Origin of the sequence: Salipiger sp. PrR003, assembly GCF_010500785.1 — a bacterium.
Classification (GTDB): domain Bacteria; phylum Pseudomonadota; class Alphaproteobacteria; order Rhodobacterales; family Rhodobacteraceae; genus Salipiger; species Salipiger pacificus_A.
This window is the reverse complement of sequence record NZ_JAAGOV010000076.1, coordinates 135,797-147,787: the sequence shown is the minus strand read 5'-3', so window position 1 is coordinate 147,787 and position 11,991 is coordinate 135,797. Positions and strand designations below refer to the sequence as shown.

Here is an 11,991-nt window from a genome sequence, read left to right as displayed (position 1 = left end):
GGGGAATGGTTTCGGGCGCTCAAAGGCCAAGGTCCTCGGCCGACCTGCGCCCTATCATGCGTCTGCTGTCCATGACGATGGTCGGAGTTGCCTGAATTTTCAGAGTCCTCATCTGCTCTTGATAGGCCTCCAGCATTCCAGCGATCTTCGCCTCGGTGTCCCCCTCGGCCACCTCTTCCATGCACGACCGGACCACGTCTTCGGACGGAACGTCGCTGACCTCGAGGAGAGCCTCGAAGACCGTACTCTGGGTCATGCTGAAAAGGTCATCCTGGCGCGCATAGGCATTTCGGACGGCCATACCGCGCTCTTCCGAGGGAATGCAGCTCAGCATCACCGAAAACAGCGAGGTCGCCCTGAACTCTTGCTTGATCACGTTGCGGTAGATGACTTTCCCCGGTGCCTTGTCGAGAATTTCCGGCAGATCCTCTGTCATCTGCGCCGCGCAGTGCGGGCAAGACAGGCTGCCAAAAATCAGGATTTCCCCCTCGCCTCCGTTGTCCACCAGGACAGCTTCGGATGGCGTTGGCGCATAGGTGTAATTCATCACCCGATCATGGAAGAAGACGTTCTTTGCCACAAGTAGGCCTACCGCTAGCGCCATCCCTGCGGCGACGCCAATGAAGTTCCGTTTCTGAAATTGTGTCATATCTGATGTTCCCTGAAAAAAGACGCCGCGGACCCATGCGAGGAACCGCGGCGTCGTCATTGAGCTCTCTGGCTGAGCTATCCAGCGTCCTTACTGGTTGAGGAAGTCGCCGCCCTCGTCGTCGTCTGCGTCCACCTCGTCATCGAGATCGAACACGGCGTCCTCGTCTCCATCCCCGATGCCGGCGGCGACGCGGACCTTCTCTTCGATCTCTGCGGCGATGAACTCGTTCTCCTTCAGGAAGGCGATCGCGTTCAGGCGGCCCTGGCCGATACGCTCGTCGCCGTAGGAGTACCATGCGCCCGACTTGTCGACGACGCCGGCCTTCACGCCCAGATCGATCACCTCGCCCATCTTCGAGATGCCTTCACCGTAGAGAATGTCGAACTCGACCTGCTTGAAGGGCGGCGCGACCTTATTCTTCACCACCTTCACCCGGGTTTGGTTCCCGATCACTTCGTCACGGTCCTTGATCGAGCCGATACGGCGAATATCGAGGCGAACAGAGCTGTAGAACTTCAGCGCATTGCCGCCGGTGGTGGTTTCGGGAGAGCCGAACATGACGCCAATCTTCATGCGGATTTGGTTGATGAAGATGACCCGGCAGTTGGTCCGGCTGATCGACGCGGTGAGCTTGCGCATGGCTTGGCTCATCAAGCGCGCATGTACGCCCACCGAGCTGTCGCCCATGTCGCCTTCGAGTTCGGACTTCGGCGTCAGAGCTGCCACGGAGTCCACCACGACCATGCTGACCGCGCCCGAGCGCACGAGTGTGTCGGTGATCTCCAGCGCCTGCTCGCCGGTGTCGGGCTGCGAGATCAGCAGTTCATCGAGATCGACGCCCAGTTTCTTGGCGTACTGCGGATCGAGCGCATGTTCGGCATCGACGAAGGCACAGACGCCGCCTTTCTTCTGCTCTTCCGCGATCGCGTGCAGGGTCAGCGTCGTCTTGCCCGAGCTTTCCGGGCCATAGATCTCGATGATCCGGCCAGAGGGAAGCCCGCCGATGCCCAGGGCGATATCGAGACTGAGAGAGCCAGTGGATGTCGACTCGATATCCATCGACTTGCGCTCACCGAGCTTCATCACCGAGCCCTTGCCGAACTGGCGCTCGATCTGTGCCAGGGCGTTGTCGAGCGCCTTTTGCTTGTCTGCCTTGCCAGCGTCGCCAGCGGATGCGGTTTTGCCACGAGGGGCCATGGTAGTCTCCTTCAAAAAATTCTTTGGGCGCACGATCAGACGGTGCGCTCGCCTTTCGGTCCCCGCGGCGTATCCCTCCGCAGGGCGCATGATGTATTGCTCAGCGGGCCGCCAGGAGCTTGTCGATCCGAGCTGCCATTTTCGAGGCCATTTTTTCGGTCACCGCTCCGTCTGGAAGAGATTTCAGGATATCTCCAGCATCACGCAGTGCCGTTTCCAGCGGCTCCACCTTCGCCGCGAGAGCCGCACTCGCATCTGCGGGCGTCAGCGAACGAATAACCTTTGCGGCCTCCCCGCGGCTGATCATCGAACGCAGCATCGGGTTCATTGCGACCGCTGCAGCCTCGTACGAAGCAGCGATCATGGCCTTCGATACGCCCAAGGCAGTCTCTGCGATCTCTTGCATGCGCTCTTGGTCGTGAACGACAGGTTCGAAGTCAGACTCCCCCATCGTGCCGACACGCCAAGCACTCCACTCCCGCGTGCAGTCGTAGGCGTCCTCGCCGATCACCGCCGCGAGGGCATCTTCCATGATCGCAAGCGATTTTTCGTCATTCTCGCCATCGTAGGCATCCCCTTCCCAGCCTGCAGGTGCGGTAAAACCAGCAGCCTGAGCATGACCGCCCCCGGTTTCGAAGGTGCATGCGAGTTTGCTCACATCGACGTCCGAGTCTTTCGGAGCACGCAGTGAAAACTTCCGCCCACCCTCCAGGTCGTAGTAGATCGCGACGAAGGGGGCCTTGCCGTCAAAGAGCTTGCGCGCGATGTCAGAGGCCATGAAGTGCGGGGCGTTAACCACCGGCACCTCGTAACCGAACAGGGTCATGCGCCGTGCAGCTTCCTCCACCGTTGCGTCCATTTCGATCTCGAACTGGCGCAGGATTGCTTCACCTTCCGAGATCGCACGCGCCGTGTCGGCTTCCAGCGTCAGCATCACCTCGGAATACGACTCGAGGGTCATCGGCTGCGACATGATGTACTTGTTGATCGCCTTCGTGTTCGGCATCTTGTTCCGCCACAGGTCACGATCCTCAACGTACTGCACGAGAAGCGGCGTGCGATCGTCAGGGAAGAGAACATCCCATGCGAGACGCGCACCGGAGCGCTCCATGTCGAAGATGCCGATCGGGTTCACGTAGACATGGTTGTCACGGACACCTTCCGACCAGCTCTCGAGCGCCGAACGGTCGGACTGCATCGTGATCGTGCCTTCAAGCTCGGCTTCGGCCGACTTGTGGTGGTCGAGAACCAGCATCGTCCGGCAGCTGTCGTTCAGCTTGAGCAGGGTGTCGGACTTGTAGCTGAAGTCGACCATGATCACGTGAGCATCGGTCACATCCGGCGGGTTCGGGCGGACATATGAGTCACCGTAGAACTCGACCTCTTGTTCAGCATTTAGAGCGCCCAGCGCCTGCTGCTTCTTGATCCATGTGTTGACGACCCATGCCGCGGTGAAGCCATCCGGGCAGCCGCCATGGTAGATGCAAATGATTTTCGACACGTTGGTTCCCTTGATCGGTCCACAGCTATCTATCCATGAATACCCTACCCCGTCAACATTCTATTCTTCTTTTATTTTGACAACATTCACGATTATTCGGGCATCGGGCTTGCCTTGGAATATGAATAGAGGTATCTAACGCAGACGCTTGTTAGTGTCTCCCTATCGAGCGGTACCGGGCGGCCCACCTAGGCTGCCTGTGGCGCAGGTGAACGGTGCGTTCGTCTTCGCCGAGAGGCCGGGATGGAACATTCGGAAGATTGCACCCTTGAGGAGCTGACCTGATCCTTCCAGCCGGCGACAGGCAACTCCCATGGGACTGAGAAGAGGGTCCCGGTGGTGCCGCCCGGTATTCTTGTCTCAACAGATTTCCAGGATTTTCAGAAATTCACTCTGTCGCCCGTTGACGAATTTGAAGAATAGAGCTATGTTCTCCTTGCGCTTGTGGAAGAGATGCGAAGACATTCAAGACCCCGGGGCGGTACCGGGCGGCTCCACCAAGGGCAGTCTGTTCAAAGCGGCGGAAACGCCGGATGAACTCGACACAGACTGTCGTTGATGGGGCCGAAATAGGATCGATTGGTGTCGTAGTTGATTGGAGAGCGTCGGGTGGGTTCCGTTATTGATCCGCTGCAAATAACTGCAAACTTCAACTTCGCGCCGAAAGGTGCAATGGCAGCCTGACTGCCTGCGCTCGCAGGGGAGCGTCGAAACAGAAGGAAGACCTTGGTCTCCCACCCTGCACTCTTCCCCCATTCACGCTCGGTCAGCCCTCCCCTGATGGGCTTTTGGCTTTGGTTATCGATGAAACCATGCTAGAAATTCCGCACAATGCGCGGATATTTGGACACGTCTTCATCGGAGTTGGCAAACCATGTTAGATATTCCGGACAAAGTACGGAATGAGCGAGAGGACGCGGAACTCGCTGCCATTAGAGCCTTCTTCGAAGATCGTCGAAGGGAACCTTTCGACGATGTCGAGACTGCGCGGAAGTCCACTGACGAGATGATCGCTAGAAAGCGCATGATTCTTGGCATTTGAAGTGAGCAGCACGCAGGAGTCTCGAGACAACCCATGTCAGGATTTGTCTTTGCCATGCCCTTTCAGGGTCTCTTCGGTCAACTGAGATACCGGCGTTGCAGAGGTGCCAGCTTCCGACGCGGCGCGCAGGCGTTCGGCAAGGGTGTTCTTCAGCTCAGCCCATGCGGCAGCTTCGTCCTCATAGGCTTTCGGCAACACCCGCCCGAACACGAAGTCCCGGATGCTGGACATGTTGAGAACCCGCCTGCTCATTGCTCATGTCCCTTCATTGGTCGTCAAGCACTATAGTAGAGGAAAGCCAGTGATGTACAGAATGTACATTCTGTGCGTACCCCTCAACTTTGGGCAGCCGTAGAACGCAACAAGAGAGCGGCATGGCCACTCCCTTGAGCTGATTACTCGACACACCAACATTCTGAAAATGTCACCGCCATAGGCAAGTGCATAGAAAACTATGGGCCAGCGCTATCGGCTTTCGCCTCAGTCGATCCGTCGCTGATTGCACTGCAGATATGAATCCGCCGGTTCACTGTCAATCTTCCGTATTGTCGGGCCATCTCGCTCTCATTTCGAACCGCGTTAACCCTGTCATCCCATGTTTACTGGGATGGAACCCGAATTCGTTATTAATGAAAAGCAGCAGCTTGCTCTGTTCACTCGGCGCCTAAGAGGTCGGCCGCGTACCGTTGAGATCGTGCTCGATCAGGTTCGCATCAAGACCGTTTCAGATGTCTTCGTCGCCAAGGCGCCGGAGTTCTTCATAAAACGCCTGATCAGAACCCGCAGCCTGCTTCTTGTTGAGTGCGTCTCCGGTCGCATTTCCCGGATGACAGATTTGAGATTGAGATGAATAAATACGAGCAGAAAAGCCGTTTGAAGGAATTTTTCAGCGGAGGCTTTCGAGTCTACCGCCGGTCTGCCTTTGTCGCGAACCTAAGCCTCGCGGCCGTGCTCGCCTACACGGTGTCCGGTCACTGGGCTGGCGAGAACCTGGACTACGCAAGGGCCCTGCCCAAAGATCCTGAAATCTCACAGATCGATCCCGGGCCGGCTCCTGACCTCCCCTGGAGGGACGCGCCCGTCATGCCCGTGCCAGATGCCCCCGAAACCGCCACGCCGGTTGCCGACCAGTTGGTCGAGACGGGCTTCAACTACCAGGACTACCAAGGCATCCTCGCCCAATCGATGCGCGTCCCCTATGCTGCCGCGGGCGCCGGCGTTCTCATCAAGAATGTCACCGCCAAAGAATTCGATGTCCCGGATGCTGAAATCGACGAGGAAACCCACCATGCCATCCAGCGAGCGTCGGACATCACCGGCGTGCCCAAGGGCGTGCTCTATGCCTTCGCGTCCAAAGAGAGCAACTTCGTGAAGACAGCTTCGGCCGACACGAGTAGCGCTCAAGGCATGTTCCAGTTCACCGAGACCACCTGGCGCAATGTGATCAAGACGTTCGGTCCCGCGCTGGGCTTTTCCGTCGACGCCAGCCAAATCCACGGCACCGCCCCCAAGACATGGTTCTCTACGCGTTCAGCCGCCAGGCGCATCCTGCGCAAGCGAGACAATGTGGACGCCTCCGCCTTGATGACCGCAGCCCTCATGCTCGATGACCAGGAACGCGTAACCAGTGTTATTGGTCGCCCCCTCGAGCTGGACGAATACTACGTCACCCACTTCCTGGGCTCGGGCAGTGCGGCAACCTTCTTGCGAAACCTGGATCGCAACCCGAATGCCCACGTGAACACAGTAGGCGCCATGGGGCCGGCAATCCGTGCAAACCGCTCGGTCTTCATCAAGAACGGACGATATCGGACTTTTGCAGAGACCATGGACTGGTTCGACGACGTCATGACGAAACGGATCGCCTACTTCACCCTGAAGTACGACACCGAGAACCTGGATCACATGAAGTTCGCGACCTCATATGCCAAGAAGCTCGGCATCCTCGAACGACATGATGGCCAGGTCGCCCAGCGCAGCCACGAGTTCGAAACCGAAGTGGCGGCACAGAACGAGCCCAGATACTTCGCGAGCAACTTCTGAGCAACGCCGGTTCTGAATAGACCACTCCGACTCGAAACAGGCGCAATACTGATATATCGTATCGATGCGGTGAAGCGTGAAGCACGCAGGCGGGCTGGCGCTTAGAATGCGTCAATGACCCCGGACTAAAGTCCGAGGCTTAGAGGGGCGGCCAGTCTGCCCATCAGTCTATGGACGTGCCGCGCCACCTACGGTCGCCCTGACACCGTAGGTGGCGCGGCACGAGTAGGCACCCTCAACCGCGAGCAGCCTTGCCTGGTAATCCAGAGCCCACTATCGTCCTACACAGAAATTTTTTCGTGTAGGAAATGTCCAGGCCTCTCCCCCTTCCCGTCCACGCAATCTACCAAGAGCTGCAGAAACATTACGTTGCGCGTCGCACGCCGCTCGATCGCGCCAGGGGACCTTATCCCTTCTTATCCTGAAGAGGTATAGCCCTATACCATGCTCGGATATCTGCGGCAGGGCGCCAACGCTCGCCCTGTCCGAAACATGCAGCAATCTTCGGACAAGAGGCGATTTTTCAGGTTCCTCCCGGCGCGCCCTTTGCTACCGCCCAGTTCCATCGTGGTACACGGCGCGCTGGGCGGTAGCGCTCCCCGGTATCGATCTCCCGCAGGATCGCTGCCCGGCCCTTGCGGCCAACCCGCGCCCAACGACGCGATCCTTTTGCCGAGTTGGGGTACCTCTTCGTCGCCATGTCACCACCTCCGTCCAATCTGTCTCATCCCCCGAAAGAGAAAGTCCGCGACCTGCATAGCAACCCGCGGACTTCAAATTTCAGAGTTTTCTTGGCATCAGAGAGCTTCGAGCGAATGTCCCAGCTCTTTGAGCGCAGCGATGCCCTGCTCCAGGTCGCCGGCCCGCTGAGGCAGATTCCCCTTAGCCTTTTCGAATACCGCGATGTGAGACTCGATGTCCGCCAGCGCAGTCTTCTTGGCCAATTCGTCTCCCGCGAGCGCCTTAGATGCATTGCCGGCAAACATTCCGAAGTTGTGGGTCAGGTCGGCCATCTCACCGATCGTGTTCACGCCACCAGATTGCATCGACCGGCGCAGGCTCCATGCTTCGGAGCGGATGAACATGAACCAGCGACCGCTGAACTCAAGGACTTTCACCAGGGCGACGGCGACCTGCGTGTGTTCAGCCATGATCACCCCCTCACTTACATTCGTTGGCGAAGGAACGAGAAGCGGTCATGCCGTAGAGGCTGTACTCGTCAACCACGTAGCTCCCATCGGCTTTCGTCCACTTTACCTCGAGTGCGCGGCCGGCCTTCATCTGCTCGATCGCCTTCTTCTCAAGCTCCGTTGTTTTCAGAAAGCCCGTGCCCTTGTAGACGAGCAGCTGGAACGGCAGCTCTTCGTCGATCTTGACCGTTCCCTCGATGTTCGCACTCTCCGGGAAGCCCGATACGACCGCGATCTCGTCTTTGACATTGTCCGCGACCCGGTTCGTTACGGTCACGTACCGCTCACCACTCGGCCGCTGCCCCTCGGGAAAACTGATCGCAAAGCAGACATCGTCCGCCTTGTGTCCTTCCCAGGCCTTGTTGATCACCGCGTCAGCGGCAAATGCAGGGGCCCCGACCGTCAGCGCGAGTGCGGTCATACTCGTGAAAATCGTCTTCTTCATCTGTGTATGTCTCCAAATGCTGTCTGCATGATGGCACACCCCGGTTTAGGATAGATAAAACCGCCGGAAATTTGTTGCTTGCGTTTTCAGAGAGATTTGAAGGATAAATCCTGAAAAGACAGAGAGACCCATGGCCGTAAAGAATTCAGACCGCGTCGCGCACACCGAAGTTGCCGTGAAATCCATCCGGTACGGGAAGACCGCAGCAAAGGACGCGCGCCCGCCGGTCTTCTATGCGTTTATCGAAGGCCAGAAGGCCGACGAGGAAATCAACTTCATCGCCTACAACACCACAGCGCTCTCACTCGTTGAGATCGTGCGTGATCTTGCCGGCGAGCTTCAGCAGATGACCCACCCGGGCGCACTGCGAGATGGCAGCTACTTCAAGGCCGACATCGAAGGCGACGGCATCTCTGTGGACTTCAAGGACTGCGTCCGCAAAGAACACAAAGGGCAGGTGATCTTCAACTTCAAGGGCTTTGCCCCCTCCCATGCCGCAGACCTCGATCTCGAAGCGGCCAAGAAGTCCTACGTGGACGCTCTGAAAGCAGCCTTCCAAGGCGCTGCGCCGACTGACGACATTGACCTCGATGGCGAAGAGCACGTCGCCGGTGAAGAGCCGGACCAGTCAGATACCTATAAGCTTCTCGATGCGATGCGCTCGGGAAAACTGCAGGATGAGGCCGCTAAAGCTGAAGTCGAAGGTGAGGCCCCGAAAGCCGTGGACGATGCTGACGCCGAGGTGCCAGAAGCGCCTCAGGCCTCAGAAGAAACCCAAGATGCGCCTGCAGAGGACGAAGAGGTTGCCCAGGAAGCCGATCCGGAGAGCAAGCCAGCCGACGAACCGACTGCCGAAGATGCCAAGCCGGCCGAGGAAGCTGCACCGGCTGCGGACGATCAGGCGTTCGGCAGCGAAGAAGATTCAGACGAAGACTACCGCTCTGAAAACGTCGGCCTCGAAGATCAAGACAAGCCGTCCGCGGACGAAGATCCCGAGCCCGCGCCCAAGAAAGCCGGAAGCCGCTTCTCGCGTCGTCGCCCAGCGCCAAGTGTCGGAAGCAAGGCGAAAGCCGATGAGAAGCCAAGCGAAGAGCCCGAGGCCAAACCTGAGCCTGAGTCCAAGCCAGCTGACAAAGAGCCTGCGCCGGAGACGAACGAGCAGAAGACAGAAGAGGCACCAAAGCCAAGCGCTGCCGCTCCCAAGCCTGGTGTTCGCCGAGCCGCTCCGCGTCTGTCGCTGGGTGCCCGCCGACCGGCCTCCTCCGCCAGCTCAGGACCTCGTCCGTAAGAGGTCATTAGGACTTATAACACGGGAGACCGCTCCCAGTCCTGCTGGCAGCGGTCTCTGATTTTTCGCCCTAGAGGTATGCATCCTATCTCCTTTCGCGGATGAAAACACTGCGCGGCCCCCCGCTTTCGCAGTACTTCTCCGAGTCAAGATACAATCATCTCGCTCCAAAGTGCGCTGACGGGCAACGCGAAGTTCCGGTCGCCGAAGGTCAGCTTCTCCCGCCCAAGGTAGAAGACGATCCCCGTACAGGTCCGATCCCGGCCTGGTCCGTCTGACGCGAACCATCTCAGGTGCTTGAAGTCTGTCTTGTCGACCGACGAAGCCGCCTTGATTTCAACGCACACAAGCCGATTTCCTCCGTCGGCTAGGATGTCTATCTCACGCTGATCAGAACTGCGCCAATGGTAGAGGCGGCAGTCGTTGTCCTGCATGGGCAAGCTGCGCTGAAGCTCGCCGAAAACATAGCTCTCGAGCAGTGGCCCGAGAGCTTGGGGCATGTTCTCGATATCGAAGGTCTCAGCGTTGATGCGGCGCAACGCGCAAGCGACGCCTATGTCCACAAAGTGATATTTCGGCTGTTTGATTTCTCGGCGGCTCTCGCCTGAGGTCCAAGCGCCGAGCTTTGTTATCAGCGACAGTCGCATGAGGATATCCAGATACTGATCGAGGGTTGGTCTCTGGAGTCCGACCAGCTTCGAGAGCTCAGTCGCATTGCTTTCCTGGCCGGTCCTCGAAGCCATCTGGTCAATCAGGATACGCAAAGAGTTCGGCTTGCGCACCGGCAGAACGTCGGCCACGTCCCGATCGACCACGGCATCAATGTAGTCACGGTACTGACGCTTACGAGGCCTTACCGGAAGCTTTCTCACCTCGGGGTAGCCGCCTGCCAGAAGAAGATCGATGTAGTCGCTGCGTGTCGCCGGCTCCAGCGCTCCGATCTGCGAGAGGGATGGCTCCTTTTGCATTGCCCAATCGAGAAGACGATTGACCTGCGTGCCCTTGATTTCTGCGGCCGAGAGAGGCCATAGTTTGAGAGTTCGCATCCTTCCAGCAAGCGAGTCCGAGACCTCCGCGGTTGTGAAAACGTTCGACGAGCCGGTCAGTAAGAACTGCCCTTTTTGACGCTTAACGTCGACGATCTTCTTGATTGCCAACGCTAGCTTCTTTGACCTCTGTGCTTCGTCAATGATCAGTGGTCCGCCTTCCAGGCCACCGACAAGGCTCTCCAATTGTCCCTCAGGGTCAGCCTCAATGGCCTCCAAGATCGCAGCGTCGTCGAGCGTGATGAACCGTCCTACGTGGAAGAGATCGCGCACAAGAGTCGTCTTTCCGGCTTGACGAGGTCCAACCAAGTTCACCACGCGTGCGGATGCGAGCGCTTCCTCGAGCTCATCCACAAGATGCCTGGCCAGATATTCGTCGTCGTCAACCATGCACCTCACCCTTCTGCTGCTTCACCAAAGAGGCTAGCCGAGAGCTGGCGGATTGTCTATTTGTGGGTTGATCATTTGTATAGTAGGCTTCGCAGAGTTTGTTCACTTCGTGCCCCCGACTGGGCATCTACAAGAGGCACGGGGCATCTCCCGTCGGATTGGCGCACACTACATCGGAAAGTCGGAGAGAGATGACGCAGACACAACGCTACAAATACCCGCTGCAACTGCCGCAGTCGCTCAAAGAGACCGCCGCGCGGCTAGCCAAAGAGGACGGCGTTTCGCTAAACCAGTGGATCGTTACGGCCGTCGCACAGAAGATCGGAGCGGTCCAGACGGCGGACGACTTCCTCAAAGCTAGCGCCGCCGGTGCGAAGCGGGGCGAGCTGACGGGAAGTCTCGATAAGGCGCCCGACGTGCCGCCGGAGCCGGATGATACGGTATAGGGCCTGCGCGAAATAAGGCCTGTGCGAACGTGCGTACCAGTCTGTTCGGCGCGCCCTTCGCGGATCTCTTCCCCGAGGCCTCCCACGTCGAAATGACGACGCCCTGCCTCCCTACGTCGTCAGTCTTTCTCGGGAGGCTTTGGATTCAGACGTGCGAGCTCGTTCGTTGCTGTCTGCAAGAGCACCGGCCGAAAATCACAGACTTCAACGCATGTGTTGAAATATCGCGGGTCTCGTACCGATCCGTGTGCAGTCTCCATCATGACAAAGCGATCATGCGTGTGCGCGTGTATGTTGCCAAAGCAGTGCCTGGGCAACGATCCCGGATGGATCGGCCGGTGGGAAAGAATGCAGCCAGCAACCTCCTTCTCGGCCAGGATGTCATCGAAGTACGGAAGGTAGTCGCGCAGCTTGAAGCGGTCGTGATTGCCCTTGATCAGCGTAAGCCTGCCGTTCAACCCCTCGAGCAACTGCAGGCTTTTCTTCGAGATGCATACGTCCCCCATGACGTAGACTTTGTCGTCCGGCGCGATCGTCTCCTGCCAGCGCTGCATCAGATACGCATCACCGTCTTCTGGATTGTCAGCGTACGGGCGCAGCCGCTCGCCGTTGTCGCGCGTGAACTTGTAGATGCCCCAATGCCCAAAATGCGCGCAACCAATCAACCAAGTCTTCATAAGCTCTCCTCGGCCAATTCATACGGCCGTCTTGCGACATTCTATTCTTTGTACACATACGGTTCAAGATTTTA

At 58.2% G+C, this 11,991-nt stretch carries 12 protein-coding genes and 1 other RNA gene; 5 read left to right on the top strand and 8 right to left on the bottom strand.

Annotation, left to right across the window (positions count from 1 at the left end; translation table 11 throughout):
- Positions 1-19: 19 nt before the first annotated feature.
- The 3 genes from G0D83_RS25265 to G0D83_RS25255 all read right to left on the bottom strand — a co-directional run bounded on the left by G0D83_RS25265 (position 20) and on the right by G0D83_RS25255 (position 3,350).
- Complete coding sequence (locus G0D83_RS25265; protein WP_164197338.1) at positions 20-709, bottom strand: thioredoxin domain-containing protein; 690 nt, start codon at positions 707-709, stop codon at positions 20-22.
- A gap of 30 nt (positions 710-739) precedes the next feature.
- Positions 740-1,849: a recombinase RecA gene (gene recA / locus G0D83_RS25260; protein WP_164197337.1), complete on the bottom strand. Its 1,110-nt coding sequence runs from the start codon at positions 1,847-1,849 to the stop codon at positions 740-742.
- A gap of 100 nt (positions 1,850-1,949) precedes the next feature.
- Complete coding sequence (locus G0D83_RS25255; protein WP_164197336.1) at positions 1,950-3,350, bottom strand: hypothetical protein; 1,401 nt, start codon at positions 3,348-3,350, stop codon at positions 1,950-1,952.
- A 399-nt stretch (positions 3,351-3,749) separates the two neighbouring features.
- Between G0D83_RS25255 and ssrA the strand changes: the two genes are divergently transcribed.
- Positions 3,750-4,078, top strand: a transfer-messenger RNA (tmRNA) gene (ssrA, locus tag G0D83_RS25250).
- 350 nt (positions 4,079-4,428) lie between these two features.
- Here ssrA and G0D83_RS25245 read toward each other — a convergent pair.
- Positions 4,429-4,623: a hypothetical protein gene (locus G0D83_RS25245; protein WP_164197335.1), complete on the bottom strand. Its 195-nt coding sequence runs from the start codon at positions 4,621-4,623 to the stop codon at positions 4,429-4,431.
- Positions 4,624-4,999: 376 nt separating this feature from the next.
- Between G0D83_RS25245 and G0D83_RS25240 the strand changes: the two genes are divergently transcribed.
- Positions 5,000-5,242 (top strand): hypothetical protein, encoded by a 243-nt coding sequence (locus tag G0D83_RS25240; RefSeq protein ID WP_164197334.1) that lies wholly within the window; start codon positions 5,000-5,002, stop codon positions 5,240-5,242.
- Positions 5,239-6,435: a transglycosylase SLT domain-containing protein gene (locus tag G0D83_RS25235; RefSeq protein WP_164197333.1), complete on the top strand. Its 1,197-nt coding sequence runs from the start codon at positions 5,239-5,241 to the stop codon at positions 6,433-6,435. The genes G0D83_RS25240 and G0D83_RS25235 overlap by 4 nt, the downstream gene beginning before the upstream one ends.
- Before the next feature lie 797 nt (positions 6,436-7,232).
- On the opposite strand, the gene G0D83_RS25230 is transcribed toward G0D83_RS25235, so the two are convergent.
- Together G0D83_RS25230 and G0D83_RS25225 are read right to left on the bottom strand one after the other, a co-directional pair.
- Positions 7,233-7,586 carry a hypothetical protein gene (locus G0D83_RS25230; RefSeq protein WP_164197332.1) on the bottom strand — a complete coding sequence of 118 codons (354 nt, stop codon included), beginning with the start codon at positions 7,584-7,586 and terminating at the stop codon, positions 7,233-7,235.
- A gap of 10 nt (positions 7,587-7,596) precedes the next feature.
- A complete protein-coding gene (locus G0D83_RS25225; protein WP_164197331.1) occupies positions 7,597-8,070 on the bottom strand; it encodes a hypothetical protein in 474 nt (157 codons plus the stop codon).
- A gap of 130 nt (positions 8,071-8,200) precedes the next feature.
- On the opposite strand from G0D83_RS25225, the gene G0D83_RS25220 reads away from it, so the two are divergent.
- Positions 8,201-9,358: a hypothetical protein gene (locus tag G0D83_RS25220; RefSeq protein WP_164197330.1), complete on the top strand. Its 1,158-nt coding sequence runs from the start codon at positions 8,201-8,203 to the stop codon at positions 9,356-9,358.
- 146 nt (positions 9,359-9,504) lie between these two features.
- Here the strand turns inward: G0D83_RS25220 and G0D83_RS25215 are convergent, their stop codons facing one another.
- Positions 9,505-10,794, bottom strand: a complete 1,290-nt coding sequence (locus G0D83_RS25215; RefSeq protein WP_164197329.1) for an ATP-binding protein — start codon at positions 10,792-10,794, stop codon at positions 9,505-9,507.
- Positions 10,795-10,985: 191 nt separating this feature from the next.
- On the opposite strand from G0D83_RS25215, the gene G0D83_RS25210 reads away from it, so the two are divergent.
- Positions 10,986-11,240 carry a YlcI/YnfO family protein gene (locus tag G0D83_RS25210; protein WP_164197328.1) on the top strand — a complete coding sequence of 85 codons (255 nt, stop codon included), beginning with the start codon at positions 10,986-10,988 and terminating at the stop codon, positions 11,238-11,240.
- Positions 11,241-11,359: 119 nt separating this feature from the next.
- Here G0D83_RS25210 and G0D83_RS25205 read toward each other — a convergent pair whose 3' ends face one another.
- Positions 11,360-11,917: a hypothetical protein gene (locus G0D83_RS25205; RefSeq protein WP_164197327.1), complete on the bottom strand. Its 558-nt coding sequence runs from the start codon at positions 11,915-11,917 to the stop codon at positions 11,360-11,362.
- Positions 11,918-11,991: the final 74 nt, after the last annotated feature.

Coding starts and splice junctions, on each gene's coding strand:
- G0D83_RS25265 (WP_164197338.1), bottom strand. CDS start 709: ATGACGACGCCGCGGTTCCTCGCATGGGTCCGCGGCGTCTTTTTTCAG.
- recA (WP_164197337.1), bottom strand. CDS start 1,849: ATGGCCCCTCGTGGCAAAACCGCATCCGCTGGCGACGCTGGCAAGGCA.
- G0D83_RS25245 (WP_164197335.1), bottom strand. CDS start 4,623: ATGTCCAGCATCCGGGACTTCGTGTTCGGGCGGGTGTTGCCGAAAGCC.
- G0D83_RS25240 (WP_164197334.1), top strand. CDS start 5,000: ATGGAACCCGAATTCGTTATTAATGAAAAGCAGCAGCTTGCTCTGTTC.
- G0D83_RS25235 (WP_164197333.1), top strand. CDS start 5,239: ATGAATAAATACGAGCAGAAAAGCCGTTTGAAGGAATTTTTCAGCGGA.
- G0D83_RS25230 (WP_164197332.1), bottom strand. CDS start 7,586: ATGGCTGAACACACGCAGGTCGCCGTCGCCCTGGTGAAAGTCCTTGAG.
- G0D83_RS25225 (WP_164197331.1), bottom strand. CDS start 8,070: ATGAAGAAGACGATTTTCACGAGTATGACCGCACTCGCGCTGACGGTC.
- G0D83_RS25220 (WP_164197330.1), top strand. CDS start 8,201: ATGGCCGTAAAGAATTCAGACCGCGTCGCGCACACCGAAGTTGCCGTG.
- G0D83_RS25215 (WP_164197329.1), bottom strand. CDS start 10,794: ATGGTTGACGACGACGAATATCTGGCCAGGCATCTTGTGGATGAGCTC.
- G0D83_RS25210 (WP_164197328.1), top strand. CDS start 10,986: ATGACGCAGACACAACGCTACAAATACCCGCTGCAACTGCCGCAGTCG.
- G0D83_RS25205 (WP_164197327.1), bottom strand. CDS start 11,917: ATGAAGACTTGGTTGATTGGTTGCGCGCATTTTGGGCATTGGGGCATC.